Here is a 23,580-nt window from a genome sequence, read left to right as displayed (position 1 = left end):
GCGCTGCTGTTGATCAGCCGTTGCGGTGCAGCTTGCTCATCAGCTCGGCCTCGGCCTGGGTCAGGCCGCAGCTTTCGGTGAGCTCGGCCACGCTGGCGCCCATGCCCACCAGCTTGGCGGCCTGGGTGAAGGTGACATTGTCGGGGTCGCGCTGCTCCAGCTGCTGGATCCGGTCCGGCAGCGGCGCCACCACCACGCTCAAGCCGTGCAGCGCCTCGCCCATGCGCACGGTACCGTTCTGGTAGTCGTCCAGGCGCTTGGCCAGGTCCTTGATGCGCTGGTCACGCAGCGCATCACCCACGGCCTGCTGCGCGGCCAGCTCACGCTGGCGCTTGCTGTAGTTGAGGAAGAACCACAGGCTCACAGCCCAGACCAGCGCCAGGAAGATGACAGCAACCTCTAGGATCAACTCAGATATTCTCCAGCTCGGACCACTCTTCCTCGGTCATCATCTTGTCCAGTTCGACCAGGATCAGCAGTTCGCCATTCTTGTTGCACACGCCCTGAATGAACTTGGCCGATTCTTCGTTACCCACGTTCGGCGCGGTCTCGATCTCGGACTGGCGCAGGTACACCACCTCGGCCACGCTGTCGACCAGGATGCCGACCACTTGCTTGTCGGCCTCGATGATGACGATACGGGTGTTGTCGGTGACCTCGGTCGGCATCAGGCCAAAGCGCTGACGGGTGTCGATCACGGTCACCACGTTGCCGCGCAGGTTGATGATACCCAGCACGTAGCTTGGCGCGCCCGGCACCGGGGCGATCTCGGTATAGCGCAATACTTCCTGTACCTGCATCACATTGATGCCGTAGGACTCATTGTCCAGACGGAAGGTTACCCACTGCAGGATCGGATCTTCGGAACCTTGTGCAGACGACTTTTTCATTCCCCTACCCTCAAAATCCGCCATCGGCGGTGTGTTCGGTGTCATTTCTGTTGGGCGTGCATCTGCTTGACCGCGCCACTGGCGATCAGCTCGGCCAGGGCGGCGACGTCGAGCAGCGCACACATGTGTTCAATTACCGTGCCGGCCAGCCATGGGCGCTGACCACGCTGGCTGCGCCACTTGATCTCGGACGGGTCCAGGCGCAGCGAGCGGCTGACCTGATGCACGGCCAGCCCCCATTCGTAGCCCTGCACGGAAATCACATACTGCAGGCCTTGGCGAAAATCATCGCGGTAGCGGTCGGGCATCACCCAACGCGCGGTGTCCAGCACCTTCAGGTTGCCGGCCTGGCAGGTCAGGATGCCGAGGAACCAGTCGGGCTGGCCGAACAACGGCGTCAGCTCCTGGCCGGCCAGGGTGTAGATCGAGCCCAGGCACACCAGCGGCACCGCCAGGGTCAGGCCGGCCACATCGAACAGCAGGCATTCGAACGGCTCGGCGGCCCACGCCGGGCGGCCATCGACCGTGGCCGGGGGCACGGGCGCCATGGGCGCAGCCAGGTGCACATCCACCAGCGGCACAGCCGGTACCACGGTTTGCGCTTCGACCAGCACCGGGATGCTGGCCTCGGCCACCACCTCGCGCTCGACCACCGTCACCACTGGGGCTTCCACCGGGATCACGCTGGGCAGCACCGCCAGCTTCGGCTCGGCGAACGGCCGCGGTGCGGGGCTGGCGAGCGCTTCGGCGGGTGCAGGCCTGGCCTGCTGCCGGGCATCACGGGTCTGCTCTTCGCGCACTGCCTGGGCGAATTCGTCGGCCGCGGTCGCTGCCTCGGCTGTCGGTTTCTCGATCAGCTCTTGGACCTCGGTCGCCTCCTGCAGCAGGCCGTCGAGGTACGATTGCAGGGCCATCTGCGGCCGGGTGCTGGTTTGCCGGGTCTGGGTCATCAGGCCACCTGCGCTGCAGTTCTGTAGGTCAGCATGTGCTTGAGCAGCGCCCGATAGGCAATCAGGCCGCGGCTCTTGCTGTCGAATTGCGAGGGCGTGACGCCCTTGCGGCTGGCATCGCGCAGGCGCGTGTCCACCGGGATGTAGCCTTGCCACACGTTCTGCCCGTAAGTGTCACGCAGCAGCTTGAGCGTGCCCAGCGAGGCCTGGGTACGGCGGTCGAACAGGGTCGGCACGATCTGGTACGGCAGCGCCTGCTTGCGCGAGCGGTTGATCATGGCCAAGGTCCCGACCATGCGTTCCAGGCCCTTGACCGCGAGAAACTCGGTTTGCACCGGAACCACCAGCTGCTGGCTGGCGGCCAGCGCGTTGACCATCAGCACCCCGAGCAACGGCGGGCTGTCGATCAGGGCAAAGTCGAAATCCTGCCACAGCTGCGCCAGACTCTTGGCGATCACCAGGCCCAGGCCGTTCTGCCCCGGCGACTGGCGCTCCAGCACGGCCAGTGCGGTGCTCGAGGGCAACAGCGAGATGCGTTCGTCGCTGGTCGGCAGCAGCAGTTGCCCCGGCAGCCCCTCCGGTACCGCGCCCTTGTGCAGGAACAGGTCGTAGCAGCTGTGCTCCAGGGCATCCGGGTTATGGCCGAAATAGCTGGTCATCGAGCCGTGCGGGTCGAGGTCGACGACGACCACACGCTTGCCGGCCTCGGCCAGCAGGCCGGCCAGGGCGATGGTGGTGGTGGTCTTGCCGACGCCACCTTTTTGATTGGCTACTGCCCAGACTCTCATCAAGCAAACTCTATCTATTGATTAGGCAGCGACACTGCCGGGGCAACTGTCTTGCGCAAAACTCAAAACTCGCCCGATCCCTGTGGGAGCGGGTTTACCCGCGAACACCGGCAAAGCCGGTGCCATGTACCGAGTCGCTTTCTTCGCGGGTGAACCCGCTCCCACAGGGTCGGTGGCAACTTTGCGAACCTGTTTCCGGTGACAGAGAATTGACGAGTTACTGCCCTGCCACCGTCGCTGGCGTTGCCGGTGCACTTTGTGTGCCAGCCCGGCGCAACGCAGCATCCGGCGTGGCGTTGGCGCTGCCCGAGCCGGTCAGGCTGCGGCGTACTTCCAGGTTACGGGATATCACCAGCACCACCCGGCGGTTGCGGGCGCGCCCTTCGGCGCTGTCGTTGCTGGCCACCGGCTGGTACTCGCCGTAGCCCACCGAGGCCATGCGTGCCGGGTTCACCCCTTCCATGGCCAGCAGGCGCACGATGCTCGCCGCGCGCGCCGAAGACAGCTCCCAGTTGGTCGGGTACTGCGCCGTGCGGATCGGCAGGTTGTCGGTGAAGCCCTCGACATGCACCGGGTTGGCGAACGGCTTGAGAATGCCGGCGACCTTTTCGATGATGGCGAACGCCTTGTCGCTGGGCATGGCATCGCCGCTGCCGAACAGCAGCGAGGAGTTGAGCTCGATCTCGATCCACAGCTCGTTGCCGCGCACGGTCATCTGGTCGCTGCTGATCAGGTCGCCAAAGGCAGCCTGCACATCGTCGCTGATGGTCTTCAGTGGGTCGGCAACGCTCGCGGCCAGGCCCGCCTCGGTCTGCTCGCTGTCCTTCACCAGCGGCTCGGCCGGGCGCACGCTCAACGGCCGCTCGTCGCCGATGGGGATCGGCTTCATGCTGCGCTCAGGGTCGTTGAACACCCCGAGCAAGGCCTGCGAAATGACCTTGTACTTGCCCTCGTTGATCGAGGAAATCGAGTACATCACCACGAAAAAGGCGAACAGCAAGGTAATGAAGTCGGCGTACGACACCAGCCAGCGTTCGTGGTTTTCGTGTTCCTCGGCATGACGACGGCGACGCATGGGTTACTCCATGAAGCCTTGCAGCTTCAACTCGATCGAGCGTGGGTTCTCGCCCTCGGCAATCGACAACAGGCCTTCAAGCAGCATCTCGCGGTAGCGCGACTGGCGCATGACGATGGCCTTGAGCTTGTTGGCGACCGGCAGCAGCACCAGGTTGGCGCTGGCCACCCCGTAGATGGTGGCAACGAAGGCCACGGCGATGCCGTTGCCCAGCTGCGACGGGTCGGCCAGGTTGCCCATCACATGAATCAGGCCCATCACCGCACCGATGATGCCGATGGTCGGCGCATAGCCGCCCATGCTCTCGAACACCTTGGCGGCCTGGATATCGCGGCTTTCCTGGGTCAGGAAATCGACTTCGAGGATGCTGCGGATGGCCTCCGGCTCGGCGCCATCCACCAGCAGTTGCAGGCCTTTGCGCGCATACGGGTCGGGCTCGCTGTCGGCCACCCCTTCCAGGCCCAGCAGGCCTTCCTTGCGCGCGGTCAGGCTCCAGTTGACCACGCGGTCGATACCACCCGCCAGGTCAACCCGGGGCGGGAACAGGATCCAGCGCAGAATCTGCAAGGCACGCTTGAACGACGACAGCGGCGCCTGCAGCAAGGCCGCCGCCAGGGTGCCGCCCAGCACGATCAGGGCCGCCGGGCCGTTGATCAGCGCGCCGACATGGCCGCCTTCGAGAAAGTTGCCACCGACGATGGCGACGAAGGCCAGGATCAGGCCGATCAGGCTGAGCACGTCCATCAGACGCACGCCTCCACCAGGTGCCTGCCGATGTCGTCCAGGCTGTACACCGCATCGGCCAGGTTGGCCTTGACGATGGCCATGGGCATGCCATAGATCACGCAGCTGGCTTCATCCTGGGCCCACACGGTGCTGCCGCCCTGCTTGAGCAGGCGGGCACCTTCACGGCCATCGGCGCCCATGCCGGTCAGCACCACCGACAGTACCTTGTCGCCATACGACTTGGCGGCCGAGCCGAAGGTGATGTCCACGCATGGCTTGTAGTTCAGGCGCTCGTCACCAGGCAGGATCTTCACCGTGCCACGGCCGTCGATCATCATCTGCTTGCCGCCAGGGGCCAGCAGGGCCAGGCCCGGGCGCAGCAGGTCGCCGTCCTCGGCTTCCTTGACATTGATGCGGCACAGTTTGTCCAGGCGCTCGGCAAAGGCCTTGGTGAACGCCGCCGGCATGTGCTGGATCAGCACGATCGGTGCCGGGAAGTTGGCCGGCAGCTGGGTCAGCACCCGCTGCAGGGCCACCGGGCCACCGGTGGAGGTGCCGATGGCCACCAGCTTGTAAGGCTTGCGCTTGGGCGCCGGGGAATGTGCCGGTGCCGCAGCGGGTGTCGGCGCACGGGCAGGCAGCGGCGTGCGCGCAGCGGCCGGGCTGGTCAGGCCGCTGGCCGGCGCATGGCTGCTGGACGGCGCGGGCGCGGCAACCGGCGCCGCGCTTGCGTAGCTGCCGAAACGGCGGTTGCTGCGGGAAATGGTATGCACCTTCTCGCACAGCAGCTGCTTGACCTTGTCGGGGTTGCGCGAGATGTCCTCGAAGTTTTTCGGCAGGTAATCCACCGCCCCGGCATCCAGCGCATCGAGGGTGACCCGGGCGCCTTCATGGGTCAGCGAGGAGAACATCAACACCGGCGTCGGGCAGCGCTGCATGATGTGCCGCACTGCGGTGATGCCGTCCATCATGGGCATTTCGTAGTCCATGGTGATGACATCGGGCTTGAGCGCCAGCGCCTGGTCGATTGCTTCCTTGCCGTTGGTCGCGGTACCCACCACCTGGATCGTCGGATCCGCCGCGAGGATTTCCGAGACACGGCGGCGGAAGAAACCGGAATCATCCACCACCAGGACCTTGACTGCCATAAACACTCCATTAGGCGGCGCAACCCGCCAGGGTGCGCCACCGAAATCAAATACGCCGCGCGGCGTAACGCTTGAGCATGCTCGGGACGTCGAGAATCAACGCGATGCGACCGTCGCCGGTGATGGTGGCCCCGGACATCCCCGGGGTGCCCTGCAGCATCTTGCCCAGCGGCTTGATGACCACTTCTTCCTGGCCGACCAACTGATCGACGACGAAGCCGATGCGTTGGGTGCCGACCGACAGGATCACCACATGGCCCTCGTGCTGCTCTTCGTGCACCTGGCCCTGGACCAGCCAGCGCTTGAGGTAGAACAGCGGCAGCGCCTTGTCGCGCACGATCACCACTTCCTGGCCATCGACCACGTTGGTACGCGACAGGTCGAGGTGGAAGATCTCGTTGACGTTGACCAGCGGGAAGGCGAACGCCTGGTTGCCGAGCATGACCATCAGGGTGGGCATGATCGCCAGGGTCAGCGGCACCTTGATGACGATCTTCGAGCCCTGGCCCTTGGCCGAGAAAATGTTGATCGAGCCGTTGAGCTGGGAAATCTTGGTCTTCACCACATCCATGCCCACACCACGGCCGGACACGTCGGAAATCTCGGTCTTGGTCGAGAACCCCGGGGCGAAGATCAGGTTGTAGCAGTCCGACTCGCTCAGGCGGTCAGCGGCGTCCTTGTCCATCAGGCCCTTTTCCACGGCCTTGGCGCGCAGGATGTTGGGGTCCATGCCCTTGCCGTCGTCAGAAATCGACAGCAGGATGTGGTCGCCTTCCTGTTCTGCCGACAGCACCACGCGGCCAGTGCGCGCCTTGCCGGAAGCTTCCCGCTCCTCAGGCATCTCGACGCCGTGGTCGACCGCGTTGCGCACCAGGTGGACCAACGGGTCGGCCAGCGCCTCGACCAGGTTCTTGTCGAGGTCGGTCTCTTCGCCGACCAGCTCCAGGTTGATTTCTTTCTTCAGCTGGCGCGCCAGGTCGCGAACCAGGCGCGGGAAGCGGCCGAAGACTTTCTTGATCGGCTGCATGCGGGTTTTCATCACCGCGGTCTGCAGGTCGGCGGTGACCACATCGAGGTTGGACACGGCCTTGGACATGGCCTCGTCGCCGCTGTTCAGGCCCAGGCGCACCAGGCGGTTACGCACCAGCACCAGTTCGCCGACCATGTTCATGATCTCGTCCAGGCGCGCGGTATCGACCCGCACGGTGGTTTCCGCTTCGCTGGCGCCATGCTTCTCGGCGCTCGGCGCCGGCGCGCGCGGGGCCGGGGCAGGCTTGCCGGCGGCCGCGGGGGCCGCTGCCGGTGCAGCAGCGGCGGCCGGTTTGGCCTGCGGCTGGCTGTCGGCCTTGGCCGCGACCGGTGCTTGCACCTTGGCCGCAGGCGGGGCTTCGACAGCGGCGACATCACCGCCGAACTTGCCCTTGCCATGCAACTGGTCCAGCAACGCCTCGAACTCGTGTTCGCTGATGTCGTCGCCGCCAGCAGTGCTGTCGGCTGCGGCAGGCGCCGGCGTCTTGGCGGCAGACAAGGCGTCTGCCTGGAAGGTGCCCTTGCCGTGCAACTGGTCGAGCAGCGATTCGAATTCGGCGTCGGTGATCTCGTCGCTGGCCGGTTGCGGCGCGCTGACCAGCGCCGGTGCGGCAGCTTCGGCACTGAACTGGCCCTTGCCGTGCAACTGGTCGAGCAGCGACTCGAACTCGGCGTCGGTGATTTCGTCACCTTCGCCGCTGACCGTCTCGCCCTGCATCTGCTCGTCAACGGCCGCCTGGGCCTTGACCGCGTCAAGCGAATCGAGCAGTTGCTCGAACTCGCTGTCGGTAATGTCCTGTTCCTCGGCCGCCACTTCGGCAACCGGCTCCGGCGCCGCAGCAGGCGCTTCAGCGGGCGCTTCACTGGCCCCTGGCTCGGCCAGGCGGGCCAACGCCGCCAGCAGCTCGGGGGTGGCCGGGGTCACTTCGCTACGCTCGCGCACCTGGCCAAACATGCTGTTGACCGTGTCCAGTGCCTCGAGCACCACATCCATCAGTTCCGCATCGACCCGGCGCTCACCTTTGCGCAGGATGTCGAACACGTTCTCGGCGATATGGCAGCACTCCACCAGCTCGTTGAGCTGGAGGAAGCCGGCGCCCCCTTTAACAGTGTGGAAACCGCGAAAGATCGCATTGAGCAGGTCGGCATCGTCGGGTCGGCTTTCCAGCTCGACCAGTTGCTCGGACAGTTGCTCAAGAATTTCGCCGGCTTCTACCAGGAAATCCTGGAGGATTTCTTCATCGGCGCCGAAGCTCATCAAACGTGCTCCTTAAAAACCCAGGCTGGACAGCAGATCATCGACATCGTCCTGACCGGACACGACGTCATCACGCTTATCGGCATGAATCTGCGGACCTTCACCCCGAGTCGGATGTTTTTCTAGATCTTTTTCTGCGCGCAATTGATCGTGGTCATGCTGGATGCCGGCAAAGCGGTCGACCTGGCTGGCCATCAGCACCAGTTTCAGCAGGTTGCTTTCCACTTCGGTGACCAACGCGGTGACGCGTTTGATCACTTGGCCGGTCAGGTCCTGATAGTCCTGGGCCAGCAGAATGTCGTTGAGGTGGCCGGCGACCTTGCGGTTACCGTCGGCGCTGTGCGTCAGGAAACTGTCGACGCGCTTGACCAGGTCACGAAACTCCGGCGCAGCCACTTCGCGACGCATGAAGCGTTGCCAGTCGGTGCTCAGCGCCTGGGCCTCACTGGCCAGGTCGTTGAGCACCGGGGTGCTTTCCTCGACCAGGTCCATGGTGCGGTTGGCCGCGCCTTCGGTCAGCCTGACCACGTACGACAGGCGCTCGGTGGCGTCGGTAATCTGCGACACCTCCTCGGCCTGCGGTATGGTCGGGTCGATCTGGAAACTGACGATGGCACTGTGCAGCTCGCGGGTCAGCTTGCCGACTTCCTGGTACAGGCCGCGGTCGCGGGTCTGGTTCAGCTCGTGAATCAGCTGCACCGCTTCGCCGAAACGGCCCCGTTCGAGGCTGTCGACCAATTCCTGGGCATGCTTCTTCAGGGTCGATTCGAACTCGCCCAAAGACGTTTGTGATGAATCCATGGCGCCCCCCTGACGTGACTCAGCCGTTGACGCGTTCGAAGATCTTCTCGATCTTTTCTTTGAGCACCTGAGCGGTGAACGGCTTGACCACGTAACCGTTGACGCCGGCCTGGGCCGCTTCGATGATCTGGTCGCGCTTGGCTTCGGCGGTCACCATCAGTACCGGCATGCTTTTCAGCTTGTCGCTGGCCCGCACCTTGCGCAGCAGGTCGATGCCGGACATGCCGGGCATGTTCCAGTCGGTCACCAGGAAGTCGTAGTGGCCGTTTTCCAGCATCGGCAGCGCCGTGATGCCGTCATCGGCTTCTTCAGTGTTGGTGAAGCCCAGATCACGCAACAGGTTCTTGATGATCCGCCGCATCGTCGAAAAATCGTCAACGATGAGGATTTTCATGTCTTTGTTCAAGTAGACCTCCAAGCAGTCTCAAACGCGCTCGGCCCCGAGCGCGCATTCAATCAAATCGGTGCAACGTGGAAACGCACGTGGAAAACGACTGCAACGACAGCGGGCTCAACGCGCCCGCCATTCCCCCAGGCGGCTGCGCAGGCGCGCGGCACACTGGCTGTGCAACTGGCTGACGCGCGACTCGCTGACCCCAAGCACCTCACCAATTTCCTTGAGGTTCAGCTCTTCGTCGTAGTACAGCGCCAGCACCAGGCGTTCACGCTCCGGCAGGTTGGCGATGGCTTCGGTCAGGGCAGCCTGGAAGCGCTCGTCTTCCAGGCCGCGCGCAGGCTCGACCTGGCCACTGGCGCCATCCTCGTGCAGCCCTTCGTGCTCGCCGTCCTGCAGCAGGTCGTCAAAGCTGAACAGGCGGCTGCCCAGGGTATCGTTCAAGATCCCGTAGTAATCATCGAGACTCAACTGGAGTTCGGCAGCAACTTCATGATCTTTAGCGTCGCGGCCAGTTCTGGCTTCCACGGCACGCATCGCGTCACTGACCATGCGCGTGTTGCGGTGCACCGAACGCGGCGCCCAGTCGCCCTTGCGCACCTCGTCGAGCATGGCGCCGCGAATGCGGATACCGGCATAGGTTTCGAAGCTGGCGCCCTTGCTGGCGTCATACTTGTTGGCCACTTCCAGCAGGCCGATCATGCCGGCCTGGATCAGGTCCTCGACCTGGACATTGGCCGGCAACCGCGCCAGCAGGTGGTAGGCGATACGCTTGACCAACGGGGCATAGCGCTCGATCAGTTCATACTGGGCGTCTTTAGAGGCTCGGCTGTACATCTTGAAACCACTGGCGTTCATAACACAGGTCCCGCGCTGGTGGGTTGCACCAGGCGCTCGACAAAGAATTCGAGGTGGCCGCGCGGGTTGGCCGGCAGCGGCCAGCTGTCAACCTTCTGGGCAATCGCCTTGAAGGCCAGCGCGCACTTGGAGCGTGGGAAGGCTTCGTACACCGCGCGCTGCTTCTGCACCGCCTTGCGCACGCATTCGTCGTACGGCACGGCGCCCACGTACTGCAGGGCAACGTCAAGGAAGCGGTCGGTGACCTTGGTCAGCTTGGCGAACAGGTTGCGCCCTTCCTGCGGGCTCTGCGCCATGTTCGCCAGCACGCGGAAGCGGTTCATGCCGTAATCGCGGTTGAGCAGCTTGATCAGGGCGTAGGCGTCGGTGATCGAGGTGGGTTCGTCGCACACCACCAGCAGCACTTCCTGGGCGGCGCGGACGAAGCTGACCACCGAGTCACCGATACCCGCAGCGGTGTCGATCACCAGCACATCGAGGTTGTCGCCAACTTCGCTGAACGCCTGGATCAGCCCGGCATGCTGGGCCGGGGCCAGGTGCACCATGCTTTGCGTGCCCGACGCCGCCGGCACGATACGCACCCCGCCAGGCCCTTGCAGCATCACATCGCGCAGCTCGCAGCGCCCTTCGATGACATCGGCCAGGGTGCGCTTGGGCGTCAGGCCCAGCAATACATCGACATTGGCCAGACCGAGGTCGGCGTCGAGCAGCATGACCCTGCGGCCAAGCTCGGCCAGCGCCAGGGAAAGATTCACTGAAACGTTAGTCTTGCCGACGCCACCTTTGCCACCGGTCACGGCGATCACCTGTACGGGATGCATGCTACCCATGTCTGTTCATTACCTTGTCTCGCGGGGACTCAGGCCACACGTAGGGCAATTCTGCGTACCCCTTGGCATAGCTACCTTGCATACGCTTCATCATCAACCCGCTCGCCGTGGGTTGTGATAGAGATCAGCGAACATGTCGGCCATGGCCTCCTCGCTGGGCTCCTCCTGCAGCTGCACATTGACCGCGCGGGAGACCAACTGGTGCCCGCGTGGCAGGTGCAGGTCGTCAGGAATGCGCGGCCCATCGGTCAGGTAGGCCACTGGCAGTTCATGACTGATTGCAAGGCTCAGCACATCGCCAAGGCTCGCCGTTTCATCGAGTTTGGTCAGGATGCAGCCGGCCAGCCCGCAGCGTTTGTAGCTGTGGTAGGCAGCGGTCAGCACCTGCTTCTGGCTGGTAGTGGCCAGCACCAGGTAGTTCTTCGCGGCAATGCCGCGCCCGGCGAGGGTTTCCAGCTGCATGCGCAGGGCCGGGTCGCTGGCCTGCAGGCCGGCGGTGTCGATCAGCACCACGCGCTTGCGCAGCAGTGGCTCCAGCGCCGCCGCCAACGACTGGCCCGGGTCGACGTAGGTCACCGGCACGTTGAGGATGCGGCCCAGGGTCTTGAGCTGCTCCTGGGCGCCAATGCGGAAGCTGTCCATGCTCACCAGCGCCAGGTTGTTCGCGCCGTACTTGAGCACGTAGCGGGCGGCCAGCTTGGCCAGGGTGGTGGTCTTGCCCATGCCGGCCGGGCCGACCACGGCGATTACCCCACCCTCTTCGATCGGCTCGACCTCGGGGATTTCGATCATCCGCGCCAGGTGCGCCAGCAACATGCGCCAGGCCTGGCGAGGTTCTTCGATCTCGGCAGTCAGCTCCAGCAGTTCGCGGGCGATCGGCCCGGACAGGCCGATGCGCTGCAGGCGACGCCAGATGTTGGCCTGCTGTGGCTTGCTACCCTGCAGCTGGTTCCAGGCCAGCGAGCCGAGCTGCACTTCCAGCAGCTCGCGCAGGCCCGACAGCTCGGAGCGCATGGCATCGAACAGGCGCGGGTCGACCGGCGCCGAAGCCGGGGCTGCGGCAGCCGCCTCGGGGGCATCGATGTGCGGCTCGATCAACGGCTCGGCAGCGGTCAGCGACTGCCCGGCGAACAATTGGCGGTTGCTGTCGCTGCTGTCCGGGCGCGGGTCCAGCTCGGCCCGGGCCGTGGCGATGCGCGTATGGGTCTTGCGCAGCTCTTCTTCGAGCTCGGCGTTGGGCACACGCGGGGCCAGGGCGGACAGTTTGTAGTCCAGCGCAGCCGTCAGTTCGACACCGCCAGCGATGCGGCGGTTGCCGATGATGGCGGCATCGGAGCCCAGCTCATCGCGGACCAGCTTCATGGCCTGACGCATATCGGCGGCGAAAAATCGCTTAACTTGCATTATCCCCTACCTCAGCCGTTAGGGCCCACGGTGGCAACGATGGTGACTTGCTTGTTATCAGGAATTTCCTGATACGCCAGCACATGCAGATTCGGTACAGCCAGGCGACCGAAACGCGACAACATGGCGCGAATCGGGCCGGCGACCAGCAGGATGGCCGGCTGGCCCTGCATTTCCTGACGCTGAGCTGCCTCGATCAACGAACGCTGCAGCTTTTCGGCCATGCTCGGCTCCAGAAGAACACCGTCTTCCTGACCTTGCCCGGCCCGTTGCAGACTATTGAGCAAGATCTGTTCCAACCTTGGCTCCAAGGTAATCACTGGCAGCTCCGACTCAATGCCGACAATGCTTTGCACGATGGCGCGACACAATCCGACGCGCACTGCCGCGACCAGGGCGGCGGTATCTTGACTCTTGCCGGCGTTGTTCGCGATCGCCTCGGCGATACTACGAATATCGCGCACCGGTACCTGTTCCGACAACAGCGCTTGCAGCACCTTGAGCAGGCCCGACAAGGAAATGACACCCGGTACCAGCTCTTCTGCAAGTTTAGGCGAAGCCTTGGACAACACCTGCAACAGCTGCTGCACCTCTTCATGGCCGATCAGCTCGTGGCAATGCTTCTGCAGGATCTGGTTGAGGTGGGTGGCCACCACGGTACTGGCGTCGACCACGGTGTAGCCCAGCGACTGCGCCTGGGCGCGTTGGCCGATGTCGATCCACACCGCCTCCAGGCCAAACGCCGGGTCGCGCGCGGCGATGCCGTTGAGGGTACCGAACACCTGCCCGGGGTTGATCGCCAGTTCGCGGTCCGGGTAGATCTCCGCCTCCGCCAGGATCACCCCCATCAGGGTCAGGCGGTAGGCGCTCGGCTGCAGGTCGAGGTTATCGCGGATGTGCACGGTGGGCATGAGGAAGCCCAGGTCCTGCGACAGTTTCTTGCGCACGCCCTTGATCCGCGCCAGCAACTGGCCGCCCTGGTTGCGGTCGACCAGCGGGATCAGCCGGTAACCGACTTCCAGGCCGATCATGTCGATCGGCGTGACGTCGTCCCAGCCCAGCTCCTTGGTTTCCAGCGCGCGCTGTGGCGAGGGCAGCAGGTCCTGCTGGCGCTGCGCCTCTTTCACTGCTTCCAGCTTGGCCTTCTGCTGCTTCTTCCACACCAGGTAGGCGCCGCCGCCGGCCAGCAGGCCGAGGCTGAGGAAGGCCACGTGCGGCATGCCCGGCACCAGGCCCATGACGATCATCAGCGCGCCGGACACCGCCAGCGCCTTGGGCGAATCGAACATCTGCCGGTTGATCAGCTTGCCCATGTCCTCGGAGCCGGAGGCCCGGGTAACCATGATCGCGGCAGCGGTGGACAACAGCAGTGATGGCAATTGCGCCACCAAACCGTCACCGATGGTCAGCAAGGCGTAGACCTTGCCGGCATCGGCGAAGGTCATGCCGTGCTGCAGCATACCGATCAGCATGCCGCCGATCAGGTTGATGAACAGGATCAGCAAGCCGGCGACGGCGTCACCGCGGACAAACTTGCTGGCACCGTCCATCGAGCCGTAGAACTCGGCTTCCTGCGCCACTTCGGCACGCCGGTGCTTGGCCTGGGCCTGGTCGATCAGGCCGGCGTTGAGGTCGGCGTCGATGGCCATTTGCTTGCCGGGCATGGCGTCAAGGGTGAAACGCGCGCTGACTTCCGAGATCCGCCCGGCGCCCTTGGTCACCACCACGAAGTTGATGATCATGAGGATGGCGAACACCACGGCGCCGACCACATAGTTACCGCCGATCACCACTTCGCCGAAGGCCTGGATCACCTTGCCCGCGGCGCCGTGGCCTTCCTGGCCGTGAAGCATGACCACGCGGGTGGAGGCCACGTTCAGCGCCAGGCGCAGCAGCGTGGCGACCAGCAGGATGGTCGGGAACGCGGCGAAGTCGAGCGGGCGCAGGGCATACACGCAGACCAGCAAAACCACGATCGACAGGGCGATGTTGAAGGTGAAGAACACGTCGAGCAGGAACGGCGGTATCGGCAACATCATCATTGCCAACATCACCAGCAGCAACAGCGGCACACCCAGGTTGCCCCGGCCGAGCCCGGCCAGGTTGTTACGGGCGTTGCTGATTAACTGAGTGCGATCCACCGCGAGTCCTCTTGATGCAAAACTTTGACGCCAGGTGACGCCTGGCGCTGGCTTTGCAAGAAGCCTTCCAACTTTGCTCGGCGGGGGATTTATGTTGCCTGTACCGGCCTCTTCGCGGGCGCGCCCGCTCCCACAGGAGCCTCACGCCGTACCTGTGGGAGCGGGCATGCCCGCGAAGAGGCCGGCAGCCCTGCCCCAAGATCAACTGTCGCGGCGCAGGTCCGGCGGAATCGGCAGGTCGTCCTTGAGCGGCTCCGGGCGTTTGCCCCTGCCCGCGCGGTACTGGCGGATCTGGAACACATAGGCCAGCACTTGCGCCACCGCCAGGTACAAACCGGCCGGGATTTCCTGCTCCAGCTCGGTGGAGTAGTAGATCGCCCGCGCCAGCGCCGGCGATTCGAGAATCTGCACCTTGTGCTCCACGCCGATCTCGCGAATCTTCAAGGCGATGAAATCGGTGCCCTTGGCCAGCAGCAACGGTGCCGCCCCGCCCTTCTCCGGGTCGTACTGCAGGGCCACGGCATAGTGGGTCGGGTTGGTGATGATCACATCAGCCTGCGGCACCGCCGCCATCATGCGCCGCTGCGAAGCCTCGCGCTGCAGCTGGCGAATACGTTGCTTGACCTCGGGCTTGCCCTCGCTGTCCTTGTATTCGTCCTTGATCTCCTGCTTGGTCATCTTCAGCTTCTTGTGCGTCTGCCACAGCTGGAACGGCACGTCCGCGGCGGCAATCAGCAGCAGCCCGGCGGCCATCCACAAGGCGCTCCAGCCCACCACTTGCAGGCTGTGGATGATCGCCTGCTCCAGTGGCTCGTTGGCGATCGACAGCAGCGCCTGACGGTCATTGACCAGCACCACCACCGCCACCACCAGAATCACGAAAAACTTGGCGAGCGCCTTCACCAGCTCGGTCAGCGCATTCATCGAGAACATGCGCTTGATCCCGGACAACGGGTTCATGCGTCTGAACTTGGGCTGCAGCAGGCTGCCGGAAAACACCATACCGCCGAGGGCAATCGGCGCGACGAAGGAAATCACGAACAACAGGATCAGTATCGGCTGCACCGCCCAGATGGCCATCTTGCCCGAGGCCAGCAGAAAGGCGCCCATGGAGCGCTCGTCGACGATGATCTCGCGGGTCAGGCTGAAGTTCATGTGCATCAACGCCAGCAGCGTCTCGGCCAAGTGGCCGCCGAACGCCAGCAGGCCACCGGCGCCAGCCAGGGTCACCGCCACCGTGTTCAGCTCCTTGGAGCGCGCGATCTCGCCTTTCTCGCGGGCATCGCGCTTGCGTTTGTCGGTGGGTTCCTCTGTCTTGTCCTGACCGCTTTCGCTTTCTGCCATGCTCAGCGCGCCCTCGCCAGCTCACGCAGCCATTGCAGCGCTTCGCTGGCCAATGCCTGGTAATGGGACAGTATGTCGGCAAGGCCGACCCAGAAAATGAACATGCCCATGACCAGGGTCAGCGGAAAACCGATGGAGAAGATGTTCAGCTGCGGCGCGGCGCGGGTCATGACGCCAAAGGCGATGTTGACCACCAGCAGCGCGGCGATGGCCGGCAGAACCAGCAGCAGGCCGGCGCCGAACACCCAGCCCAGGCGCCCCGCCAGCTCCCAGAAATGGTTGACCACCAGGGCATTGCCCACCGGCAAGGTGGTGAAGCTTTCGGTCACCACTTCGAACACCACCAGGTGGCCGTTCATCAGCAGGAACAGCACGCTCACCAGCATGGTCATGAACTGGCTGATCACCGCCACGTTGACGCCGTTGGCCGGGTCGACCATCGAGGCGAAGGCCATGCCCATCTGCACCGCGACCACCTGCCCGGCGATCACGAACGCCTGGAACAACAACTGCAAGGCCAGGCCGAACAACGCGCCGACGATGATCTGTTCGGCACACAGCAACAGGCCGCGCAGGCTCAGCGGGTCGAACTCGGGCAGCGGCGGCAGGGCCGGCACGATCACCACGGTAATCGCCAGCGCCGCATACAGGCGCACCCGCGCCGGCAGCATGCGCGTGCCGAAGATCGGCATGGTCATCAGCACCGCGGTCACCCTGAACAACGGCAGGATGAAGGTGGCGACCCAGGTGCCGATCTGCGTGTCGGTCAGTTCGAGCATCGCGGCGTCAACCGATCAGCTGCGGAATGCTGGTGTACAGGCTGGTGATGTATTCCATGAACTTCTGCACCAGCCACGGCCCGGCGACGATCAGCGTGACCAGCATCACCAGCAGGCGCGGCAGGAAGCTCAGGGTTTGTTCGTTGATTTGCGTGGCGGCCTGGAACATCGCCACCACCAGGCCCACCAGCAGGCTCGGAATCACCAGGATGGCGACCATCAGGGTGGTCAGCCACAGGGCATCGCGAAACAGGTCGACAGCGACTTCAGGTGTCATCGGCGGCTCTCCTTGACGGCGTCAGACGCCGCCGAAACTGCTGGCCAGGGTGCCCATGATCAGCGCCCAGCCATCGACCAGCACGAACAGCATGATCTTGAACGGCAGCGAGATGATCAGCGGCGACAGCATCATCATGCCCATGGCCATCAGCACACTGGCCACCACCATGTCGATGATCAGGAACGGAATGAAGATCATGAAGCCGATCTGGAACGCGGTTTTCAGCTCGGACGTGACGAACGCCGGCACCAGAATCGTCAGCGGCACCTGGTCGGGGCCGGCGATGTCGGTGCGTTTGGAAAGGCGCATGAACAGGTCGAGGTCGCTTTGCCGGGTTTGCGCCAGCATGAAGTCCTTGAGCGGCCCCTGGGCCTTGTCGATGGCCTGCTGGGCAGTCAGCTGCTCGTTCAGGTACGGCTGCAGCGCGTTCTGGTTCACCCGGTCGAACACCGGGGCCATGATGAACATGGTCAGGAACAGCGCCATGCCGGTGAGGATCTGGTTCGACGGCGTCTGCTGCAGGCCCAGGGCCTGGCGCAGGATCGAGAAGACGATGATGATGCGGGTGAAGCTGGTCATCAGGATGACGAACGCTGGAATGAAGCTCAGCGCCGTCATGATCATCAGGATCTGCAGGCTGACCGAATATTCCTGCTGCCCGTCCGCGGTATTGGACAGGGTAATGGCCGGGATCGACAGCGGGTCGGCCGCCAGGGCCTGCGGCGCAACCAGCAACAGCAGCGCCAAAGTCAACAAAATACGCAGCGCGCCGCTCATCACTTCTTGTCCTTAGGGTCCTTGCCCATCAGCTCCATCAGCCGCTGGGCAAACTCTGGGGTCGCCTGGCGGGCGCTTTCCGGCACGTCCACGGGTTCGGCCAGCACATGCAGGGCCTCGATGCTGCCGGGGGTATGGCCGATCAGGATCTGCGCCTTGCCCACCTGCACCAGCAGCAGGCGGTCACGCGGGCCGATGGCCCGGCTGCCGACGATCTCGATCACCTGCCCGCCCTTCACCGCCGTGCTCTGCAGGCGGCGCAGCAGCCAGGCGAGGAAGAAGATCAGGCCAACCACCAGCAACAGGCCGAAGACCATCTGCGCCAGCTGCCCGCCCAGGCTGCCCGGCGCAGCCGTCGGGGTCGCCGCTGGCGTGGCCGCGGCCAGGCAGGCCTGGCTGGCGAGCAGCGCGGCGAATGCGGCGATGGCGCGCATCGTGCCCCTCACTCAGCGCAGCTTCTTGATACGTTCGCTGGGGCTGATCACGTCGGTCAGGCGGATGCCGAACTTCTCGTTGACCACCACCACTTCGCCATGGGCGATCAGCGTGCCGTTGACCAGCACGTCGAGCGGCTCGCCGGCCAGGCGGTCGAGCTCGATCACCGAGCCCTGGTTGAGCTGCAGCAGGTTGCGGATGTTGATCTCGGTGCTGCCCACTTCCATGGAAATGCTCACCGGGATGTCCAGGATCACATCCAGGTTCGGGCCTTCGAGGCTGACGTTTTCGTTCGGCTTCGGCGAGCTGGCGAACTCTTCCATCGGCAGGCGGCCGGCGCCGCCGGTGCTGCTGCCGGTGTCGCCACCGAGCAGTGCATCGATGTCGTCCTGGCCGGCCGCACCGGTTTCTTCCAGTGCCGCAGCCCATTCATCGGCCAGTGCCTGGTCCTCGGCGGAGGTGATCTCGTTTTCGTTAGCCATGATTTCCTCGACAGGCATTCAATTCGTTAAGGGTGACCGGCACGCCGTCAGCGGCGTTCGATCGGGTCGATGATCTGCAGCGCCAGGTTGCCCTTGTGCGAACCCAGGCGCGCCTTGAACGACGGCACGCCGTTGGCGCGCAGCACCAGGTGCTCGGGCAGCTCCACCGGGATCACGTCACCGGGCTGCATGTGCAGGATGTCGCGCAGCTTCAGCTGGCGCCGGGCGACCGTGGCGGTCACCGGCACTGCCACATCCAGCACGTCCTCGCGCAGCGCCTTGACCCAGCGCTCGTCCTGGTCGTCCAGGTCGGACTGGAAGCCGGCATCGAGCATTTCCCGCACCGGCTCGATCATCGAGTACGGCATGGTCACGTGCAGGTCGCCGCCACCGCCGTCCAGTTCGATGTGGAAGGTGGACACCACCACCGCCTCGCTGGGGCCGACGATGTTGGCCATGGCCGGGTTGACCTCGGAGTTCATGTACTCGAAGGTGACCGGCATGATCGCCTGCCAGGCTTCCTTGAGGTCGACGAAACACTGGTCCAGCACCATGCGCACCACGCGCAGCTCGGTGGGGGTGAACTCGCGGCCTTCGATCTTGGCGTGGCGACCGTCGCCACCGAAGAAGTTGTCCACCAGCTTGAACACCAGCTTGGCGTCGAGGATGAACAGCGAGGTCCCGCGCAGCGGCTTGATCTTGACCAGGTTGAGGCTGGTCGGCACGTACAGCGAGTGCACGTACTCGCCGAACTTCATCACCTGCACGCCGCCCACCGCCACGTCGGCGGAGCGACGCAGCAGGTTGAACATGCTGATGCGGGTGTAGCGGGCGAAACGCTCGTTGATCATTTCCAGGGTCGGCATGCGACCCCGCACGATACGGTCCTGACTGGTCAGGTCGTAGCTTTTGATGCTGCCAGGCTCGGCAGCACTCTCGGTCTGCACCAGCCCGTCGTCGACGCCATGCAACAGGGCGTCGATTTCATCCTGGGACAGCAGGTCCTGTACGGCCATTGCGGACTCCTACTGCAATACGAAATTGGTGAACAGCAACTGGTCGACGACCGGTTTGCCGACTTCCTTCTGCGCCACTTCCTGAACCACCGCAGTGGCCTTCTGGCGCAGCATTTCCTGGCCCACGGGGCTGCCGGCCAGGGTGTCGAAGCCTTGCCCGGAGAACATCATCACCAGGTTGTTGCGAATTACCGGCATGTGCACCTTGAGCGCATCCAGGTCGGCCTGGTTGCGCCCTTGCAGGGTGATGCTCACCTGCATGTAGCGCTGGCGACCGTTCTGGTTGAAGTTGACCACGAAGGCCGGCGCCAGCGGCTCGTAGATGGCCGCCGGCTTGACGTTGCTGGTTGCCGCCTCGGCGGCAGGCGCCGGCTCGCTCTTGTGCATGATGAACCAGGTAGCGCCCACCGAAAGGCCGATCGCCAGCAACAGGCCCACTACGGCCAGCAGGATCAGCTTGAGTTTGCCTTTAGTGGCGGGGTCTTTGACTGCTTCGCTCTTCGCCATGCCAATAATCCGTCGTCCGTCGGGAGTTCAAGGGAGAATGGCTTGGCTTGAGCAAGTGTTATGCCAGATTTTGCAGGGTGTCGGTTTCAGCAGGTACAAAGGCTCTGGCTTCTTCGCGGGTAAACCCGCTCCCACAGGGTTTCCAGTCATTCCAAAATCTGTGCAGAACCTGTGGGAGCGGGTTTACCCGCGAAGAGGCCAGTACAAGCACCAGAAATTCAGGCGTAGTAATCGACCGCACTGTCACCGATAACCACCTGCTGCTCCACAGGCCGGCCGCTGTCGGCCACCTCGCCACCGCCCTGCTCCGCCTGGCGCGCGGCGACGCCGGACAATTGGCTGCCCTGGGTCTGCGCCTGCTGCTGTTGCTGTTGCTGCCCGCGCGACTGGTCGGCGACGTTGACATCCGGCTGCGCCAGCCCCTGCTGGGCGAACAGCTCGCGCAGGCGATGCACCTGGCTGTCGAGGGCATCCCGCACGCCGGCGTGGCCGCTGATGAACGTGATCTGGGTCGACTGGTCCGTCGCAACATTGACGCGAATGTCCAGGCGGCCCAGCTCTGCCGGTTCCAGCTGGATATCCGCCGACTTGAGGTTCTGGCTGGACAGGTACATGACCCGGTTGACCAGGCCCTCGGTCCAGGCGTTCTGGTTCATCGGCAGCGGCTGGTGCAGCGGGCCGGCATTGGCCGGCACGGCGTTGGCGGTCTTGGCCGTGGCAGCCTGGGTCAGGCTGGCCAGGCGGTTGGCGAAATCATCGACACGGGTGTCGCTGCTGGCACTCTTGGTGTCCTTCAGGCCCTCGTCGAGCAGCGCGCCGAAGGCACGCTCACCCGCCTCGCCGCTCTCGCTGTCGGCACTCTCCAGCAGGTTCGCCAAGGTATTGACGGCGGCCTGCCCCTCCTCGCCCTGGGCCTGCGCCGGGTCGATGGCATGCGCCGAGGTAGCGCCCTTGGCCTGGGCGCTGTGCTCCAGCGCCAGGCGCAGGGTCGGCAGGTTGGCCAGGGGGTCGGCATCCGGGTCGAAGGCCGCTTCGGCAGGCGGCTCTTCGCTCAGCGGCTCGGCCAGCGGCGCGCTGACCTGGGCTTGCGCCGTGGCGGCCTGCAGCACCGGGGCGACCGCCTCGGCCTGGGCCTGGATCAGCTGTGCGCCGGGCTGGGCGTCGGTAACCTGGCCAGCCACCAGGCTGGCATCGCGCAGCCCGCTGTCGGCCTGGCCGGCATCGTCCGCTGGCAATGGCTTGCCGTCATCGGCAACCTCGGTTTTCTCGGCCGGTTCCTTCTTGCCGCTGGCAGCCGCTTCCGGCTTGTCCTTGGGCTTGGCCTGGGCAACCTTGTCGTCCTGCCCGAGCGCCTTGTCGCGGCCCTGCCTGGCCATCACCTGGCCAAAGGCATCGCCCTTGTCGCCCGGCGCCTGCAGCGGTTTGTCCGCCTGCGCGATGGCCGCACGCGGGGTCTTGGCAATGGCGTTGGCTTGCAGCAGTGGGTTGGGTGCGACAGGCATCGAGCGGTCTCCGCGCCAGAAACAAAAAATCGGTCAGACAGAGACAGGCAAGAGTCGCGCCAACTTGCGCATCACCCTGCCGAAATACGCTGTTGCTCGCCGCGATAGAAGTTCTTGACCTCGACGAACTCCTGGTCGATACGGTTGATCAGGTCTTCGATGCCAAACAGCGGCGGCCGTCGTGCGCGCTCTTCCAGTTGCTGGCACAGGTTGGCCAGGGCCACAGCGCCCATGTTGCTGCTGCTGCCCTTGAAACTGTGCGCGGCTGCGCCGAGCTCTTCGGCACTTCTGGCCGCGTGCAACTGGCCCAGGCGCCGTTCCGAGTCGTCGAGAAAGGTCTTCACCAACTGCAGGTAGTCATCTTCCATGACCTCTCGCAGGTCACTGAGTACCTTTTGGTCAATATGCATGTCAGTCACTTGTTCGCTCCTTGATCAAGCCAGATTATGCCCGAGCCAGCCCGTGGCTCACCAGACGAACGCCACCTGCGCGCAGCGCCCACCTTCACGCCAGCAGGCGCTGTCGGCCAGCCGCTGCACCAGGTTCACGCCCCGGCCGCTCAGGCCCTGCTCCAGCGCAGGCCGCGACAGCACGCGCTGTACGTCGAAGCCGGCGCCGCTGTCACGCACTTCGATCATCAGACGCCCGCCATCGGCATGCGGTTCAACCCGCAGATCGATACGCACGTAACCGTCAGTCAGCGCGCCCAGGCGCCGCGCGCGTTGCTGATAATAGTCGGCAAAGCCCTGGACATCGCATTTGAGCTGCGAATCCAGGCCCAGCACGCCATGCTCGAGGGCGTTGGAATACAGCTCGCTGAGCACACTGTGCAGGCTGCCGGTGCGCGCGCGCAGGCCGTGAATCTCCTGCAACAACTGCACCAGATACGGCACCGGGTTGAAACGCTTCAGGCTCTCGCCGCGCACCTCGAACCCCAGCGACCAGTCCAGCGGGCTGGAGCGGCCACTGTCAGAGTAGATCATCGGTGCCGGCACCCGCTCTTCGGCGCTGAACATGCGGATGTCGCACAGGCTGATGTCGTCGCGCGGGCTGCCGCCAAAGCGCTCCAGGGCCTGCATCACTTCGTCGAACAGGCGTGCCGGGTCACGGTTGTCGGCCAGCACCTGGTGCAGGCGCTGCACGCCGAACAGGCGCTCCTGATCGTCGGCGGTGTCGATCACGCCATCCGACAACAGCAGCAAGCGCTCACCCGCCGCCAGCGGCAGCACCTCGGTGCTGTCATCGAAACGCTCGGCGTCGAGAATGCCCAGCGGCAGGTGCCGCGACCCCAATGCCGAGAGCACCTGGCCATCCACCGACAGCCGGTAGCCATCCGGCATGCCGCCGTTCCAGACCTCGACCGAACCGCGCTGCATGCTGAGGTTGAGCAGCAGCGCACAGCAGAACATGTCCACCGGCAGGATGCGTTTGAGCTTGGCGTTCATTTCGCGCAGGATCTGCGCCATGCCGTAGCCCTTGGCGGTCATGCCGTAGAACACTTCCGCCAGCGGCATTGCGCCTACCGCCGCCGGCAGGCCGTGGCCGGTAAAATCGCCGAGCAGCAAGCGCATTTCGCCGGAGGGGGTGAACGCGGCCAGCATCAGGTCGCCGTTGAACAGCGCATACGGCGATTGCAGGTAGCGGATGTTGGGCGCAGCCAGGCAGCCGGAGTGGGCCACCTTGTCGAACACCGCCTTGGCCACCCGCTGCTCGTTGAGCAAATGGTGGTGGTGCCGGGTAATCTGGTCGCGCTGCGCCAGCACGGTGGCCTGCAACCGGCGCAGGCGGTCCATCGCGCGAATCTTGGCGCCGAGGATCACCGCACTGTAGGGCTTGGCCATGAAGTCATCGCCACCGGCCTCCAGGCAGCGCACCAGGGCCTCTTCCTCGTTCAGCGAGGTGAGGAAGATGATCGGCACCAGCGCCTCGCCGGCCAAGGCCTTGATCTGCCGCGCCGCCTCGAAGCCGTCCATCACCGGCATCAGCGCGTCCAGCAACACCAGTTGCGGGCGCCGCTCGACGAACAGCGCCACCGCCTGCGCGCCGTTTTCCGCGGTGAATACCTGGTGGCCCTGACGGCGGACGATCTGCGCCAGCAGCATGCGGTCAGCGGCACCGTCTTCGGCGACCAGCACGGTCAACGCCTGTTCGGCCGGCATGTCGGCG

At 64.6% G+C, this 23,580-nt stretch carries 25 protein-coding genes; all 25 read right to left on the bottom strand.

Translation table 11 applies throughout. From position 1 onward, the window contains the following. Window positions 1-13: 13 nt before the first annotated feature. The 25 genes from C6A77_RS10005 to C6A77_RS09880 all read right to left on the bottom strand — a co-directional run bounded on the left by C6A77_RS10005 (window position 14) and on the right by C6A77_RS09880 (window position 23,573). Entirely contained in the window at window positions 14-409 is a 396-nt protein-coding gene (locus C6A77_RS10005) for a DUF2802 domain-containing protein (protein WP_114169314.1), read from the bottom strand. 1 nt (window position 410) lies between these two features. After that, a complete protein-coding gene (locus tag C6A77_RS10000) occupies window positions 411-890 on the bottom strand; it encodes a chemotaxis protein CheW (RefSeq protein ID WP_003254393.1) in 480 nt (159 codons plus the stop codon). Between the two features lie 41 nt (window positions 891-931). Beyond that, on the bottom strand, window positions 932-1,840 hold the full coding sequence (locus C6A77_RS09995; RefSeq protein ID WP_114169313.1) for a CheW domain-containing protein: 909 nt from the start codon (window positions 1,838-1,840) through the stop codon (window positions 932-934). Then, window positions 1,840-2,628: a ParA family protein gene (locus C6A77_RS09990; RefSeq protein WP_114169312.1), complete on the bottom strand. Its 789-nt coding sequence runs from the start codon at window positions 2,626-2,628 to the stop codon at window positions 1,840-1,842. Before C6A77_RS09990 ends, C6A77_RS09995 begins: the two co-directional genes overlap by 1 nt. A gap of 217 nt (window positions 2,629-2,845) precedes the next feature. Then, entirely contained in the window at window positions 2,846-3,703 is an 858-nt protein-coding gene (gene motD, locus C6A77_RS09980) for a flagellar motor protein MotD (RefSeq protein ID WP_114169310.1), read from the bottom strand. A gap of 3 nt (window positions 3,704-3,706) precedes the next feature. Further along, entirely contained in the window at window positions 3,707-4,447 is a 741-nt protein-coding gene (locus C6A77_RS09975) for a flagellar motor protein (RefSeq protein ID WP_114169309.1), read from the bottom strand. After that, window positions 4,447-5,577 carry a chemotaxis response regulator protein-glutamate methylesterase gene (locus C6A77_RS09970; RefSeq protein ID WP_114169308.1) on the bottom strand — a complete coding sequence of 377 codons (1,131 nt, stop codon included), beginning with the start codon at window positions 5,575-5,577 and terminating at the stop codon, window positions 4,447-4,449. The genes C6A77_RS09975 and C6A77_RS09970 overlap by 1 nt, the downstream gene beginning before the upstream one ends. Before the next feature lie 46 nt (window positions 5,578-5,623). Then, entirely contained in the window at window positions 5,624-7,864 is a 2,241-nt protein-coding gene (locus C6A77_RS09965) for a chemotaxis protein CheA (protein WP_114169307.1), read from the bottom strand. Between the two features lie 12 nt (window positions 7,865-7,876). Beyond that, the gene (locus C6A77_RS09960) at window positions 7,877-8,665 is read right to left on the bottom strand and encodes a protein phosphatase CheZ (RefSeq protein WP_114169306.1); all 789 of its coding nucleotides are present in this window, start codon (window positions 8,663-8,665) and stop codon (window positions 7,877-7,879) included. A 19-nt stretch (window positions 8,666-8,684) separates the two neighbouring features. Beyond that, entirely contained in the window at window positions 8,685-9,059 is a 375-nt protein-coding gene (locus C6A77_RS09955) for a chemotaxis response regulator CheY (RefSeq protein ID WP_161959660.1), read from the bottom strand. A 117-nt stretch (window positions 9,060-9,176) separates the two neighbouring features. Next, on the bottom strand, window positions 9,177-9,917 hold the full coding sequence (gene fliA / locus C6A77_RS09950; protein WP_046614576.1) for an RNA polymerase sigma factor FliA: 741 nt from the start codon (window positions 9,915-9,917) through the stop codon (window positions 9,177-9,179). After that, complete coding sequence (gene fleN, locus C6A77_RS09945; protein WP_039612698.1) at window positions 9,914-10,747, bottom strand: flagellar synthesis regulator FleN; 834 nt, start codon at window positions 10,745-10,747, stop codon at window positions 9,914-9,916. Before fleN ends, fliA begins: the two co-directional genes overlap by 4 nt. Window positions 10,748-10,840: 93 nt before the next feature. Next, window positions 10,841-12,151 (bottom strand): flagellar biosynthesis protein FlhF, encoded by a 1,311-nt coding sequence (flhF, locus tag C6A77_RS09940; RefSeq protein WP_114169304.1) that lies wholly within the window; start codon window positions 12,149-12,151, stop codon window positions 10,841-10,843. A gap of 11 nt (window positions 12,152-12,162) precedes the next feature. Beyond that, entirely contained in the window at window positions 12,163-14,292 is a 2,130-nt protein-coding gene (gene flhA, locus C6A77_RS09935) for a flagellar biosynthesis protein FlhA (RefSeq protein ID WP_114169303.1), read from the bottom strand. A gap of 201 nt (window positions 14,293-14,493) precedes the next feature. After that, complete coding sequence (flhB, locus tag C6A77_RS09930; RefSeq protein WP_114169302.1) at window positions 14,494-15,636, bottom strand: flagellar biosynthesis protein FlhB; 1,143 nt, start codon at window positions 15,634-15,636, stop codon at window positions 14,494-14,496. 2 nt (window positions 15,637-15,638) lie between these two features. Continuing rightward, complete coding sequence (fliR, locus tag C6A77_RS09925; RefSeq protein ID WP_114169301.1) at window positions 15,639-16,415, bottom strand: flagellar biosynthetic protein FliR; 777 nt, start codon at window positions 16,413-16,415, stop codon at window positions 15,639-15,641. Between the two features lie 7 nt (window positions 16,416-16,422). Beyond that, a complete protein-coding gene (fliQ, locus tag C6A77_RS09920; RefSeq protein WP_114169300.1) occupies window positions 16,423-16,692 on the bottom strand; it encodes a flagellar biosynthesis protein FliQ in 270 nt (89 codons plus the stop codon). A gap of 21 nt (window positions 16,693-16,713) precedes the next feature. Beyond that, entirely contained in the window at window positions 16,714-17,472 is a 759-nt protein-coding gene (fliP, locus tag C6A77_RS09915) for a flagellar type III secretion system pore protein FliP (RefSeq protein WP_114169299.1), read from the bottom strand. After that, complete coding sequence (gene fliO, locus C6A77_RS09910; RefSeq protein ID WP_114169298.1) at window positions 17,472-17,906, bottom strand: flagellar biosynthetic protein FliO; 435 nt, start codon at window positions 17,904-17,906, stop codon at window positions 17,472-17,474. Before fliO ends, fliP begins: the two co-directional genes overlap by 1 nt. A 12-nt stretch (window positions 17,907-17,918) precedes the next feature. Next, window positions 17,919-18,389: a flagellar motor switch protein FliN gene (gene fliN, locus C6A77_RS09905; RefSeq protein ID WP_114169329.1), complete on the bottom strand. Its 471-nt coding sequence runs from the start codon at window positions 18,387-18,389 to the stop codon at window positions 17,919-17,921. A 47-nt stretch (window positions 18,390-18,436) separates the two neighbouring features. Further along, a complete protein-coding gene (gene fliM, locus C6A77_RS09900; protein ID WP_114169297.1) occupies window positions 18,437-19,405 on the bottom strand; it encodes a flagellar motor switch protein FliM in 969 nt (322 codons plus the stop codon). Window positions 19,406-19,414: 9 nt separating this feature from the next. Then, window positions 19,415-19,912 carry a flagellar basal body-associated protein FliL gene (gene fliL / locus C6A77_RS09895; RefSeq protein ID WP_114169296.1) on the bottom strand — a complete coding sequence of 166 codons (498 nt, stop codon included), beginning with the start codon at window positions 19,910-19,912 and terminating at the stop codon, window positions 19,415-19,417. 218 nt (window positions 19,913-20,130) lie between these two features. Further along, complete coding sequence (locus tag C6A77_RS09890; RefSeq protein WP_114169295.1) at window positions 20,131-21,414, bottom strand: flagellar hook-length control protein FliK; 1,284 nt, start codon at window positions 21,412-21,414, stop codon at window positions 20,131-20,133. Window positions 21,415-21,485: 71 nt separating this feature from the next. After that, window positions 21,486-21,833: an Hpt domain-containing protein gene (locus C6A77_RS09885; RefSeq protein WP_114169294.1), complete on the bottom strand. Its 348-nt coding sequence runs from the start codon at window positions 21,831-21,833 to the stop codon at window positions 21,486-21,488. A gap of 48 nt (window positions 21,834-21,881) precedes the next feature. Beyond that, a complete protein-coding gene (locus tag C6A77_RS09880; RefSeq protein WP_114169293.1) occupies window positions 21,882-23,573 on the bottom strand; it encodes a fused response regulator/phosphatase in 1,692 nt (563 codons plus the stop codon). Between the last annotated feature and the right edge of the window lie 7 nt (window positions 23,574-23,580).

The organism is Pseudomonas sp. AFG_SD02_1510_Pfu_092 (genome assembly GCF_003331055.1).
Taxonomy (GTDB): domain Bacteria; phylum Pseudomonadota; class Gammaproteobacteria; order Pseudomonadales; family Pseudomonadaceae; genus Aquipseudomonas.
This window is presented reverse-complemented; position numbering and strand designations above follow the sequence as displayed.

Coding starts and splice junctions, on each gene's coding strand:
- C6A77_RS09955 (WP_161959660.1), bottom strand. CDS start 9,059: ATGAAAATCCTCATCGTTGACGATTTTTCGACGATGCGGCGGATCATC.
- motD (WP_114169310.1), bottom strand. CDS start 3,703: ATGCGTCGCCGTCGTCATGCCGAGGAACACGAAAACCACGAACGCTGG.
- flhF (WP_114169304.1), bottom strand. CDS start 12,151: ATGCAAGTTAAGCGATTTTTCGCCGCCGATATGCGTCAGGCCATGAAG.
- fliL (WP_114169296.1), bottom strand. CDS start 19,912: ATGGCGAAGAGCGAAGCAGTCAAAGACCCCGCCACTAAAGGCAAACTC.
- C6A77_RS09990 (WP_114169312.1), bottom strand. CDS start 2,628: ATGAGAGTCTGGGCAGTAGCCAATCAAAAAGGTGGCGTCGGCAAGACC.
- C6A77_RS09880 (WP_114169293.1), bottom strand. CDS start 23,573: ATGCCGGCCGAACAGGCGTTGACCGTGCTGGTCGCCGAAGACGGTGCC.
- fliO (WP_114169298.1), bottom strand. CDS start 17,906: ATGCGCGCCATCGCCGCATTCGCCGCGCTGCTCGCCAGCCAGGCCTGC.
- C6A77_RS09965 (WP_114169307.1), bottom strand. CDS start 7,864: ATGAGCTTCGGCGCCGATGAAGAAATCCTCCAGGATTTCCTGGTAGAA.
- fliP (WP_114169299.1), bottom strand. CDS start 17,472: ATGAGCGGCGCGCTGCGTATTTTGTTGACTTTGGCGCTGCTGTTGCTG.
- C6A77_RS09960 (WP_114169306.1), bottom strand. CDS start 8,665: ATGGATTCATCACAAACGTCTTTGGGCGAGTTCGAATCGACCCTGAAG.
- fliA (WP_046614576.1), bottom strand. CDS start 9,917: ATGAACGCCAGTGGTTTCAAGATGTACAGCCGAGCCTCTAAAGACGCC.
- C6A77_RS09890 (WP_114169295.1), bottom strand. CDS start 21,414: ATGCCTGTCGCACCCAACCCACTGCTGCAAGCCAACGCCATTGCCAAG.
- fleN (WP_039612698.1), bottom strand. CDS start 10,747: ATGGGTAGCATGCATCCCGTACAGGTGATCGCCGTGACCGGTGGCAAA.
- C6A77_RS10000 (WP_003254393.1), bottom strand. CDS start 890: ATGAAAAAGTCGTCTGCACAAGGTTCCGAAGATCCGATCCTGCAGTGG.
- fliM (WP_114169297.1), bottom strand. CDS start 19,405: ATGGCCGTACAGGACCTGCTGTCCCAGGATGAAATCGACGCCCTGTTG.
- fliR (WP_114169301.1), bottom strand. CDS start 16,415: ATGCTCGAACTGACCGACACGCAGATCGGCACCTGGGTCGCCACCTTC.
- fliN (WP_114169329.1), bottom strand. CDS start 18,389: ATGGCTAACGAAAACGAGATCACCTCCGCCGAGGACCAGGCACTGGCC.
- fliQ (WP_114169300.1), bottom strand. CDS start 16,692: ATGACACCTGAAGTCGCTGTCGACCTGTTTCGCGATGCCCTGTGGCTG.
- C6A77_RS09995 (WP_114169313.1), bottom strand. CDS start 1,840: ATGACCCAGACCCGGCAAACCAGCACCCGGCCGCAGATGGCCCTGCAA.
- flhB (WP_114169302.1), bottom strand. CDS start 15,636: ATGGCAGAAAGCGAAAGCGGTCAGGACAAGACAGAGGAACCCACCGAC.
- C6A77_RS09970 (WP_114169308.1), bottom strand. CDS start 5,577: ATGGCAGTCAAGGTCCTGGTGGTGGATGATTCCGGTTTCTTCCGCCGC.
- C6A77_RS09975 (WP_114169309.1), bottom strand. CDS start 4,447: ATGGACGTGCTCAGCCTGATCGGCCTGATCCTGGCCTTCGTCGCCATC.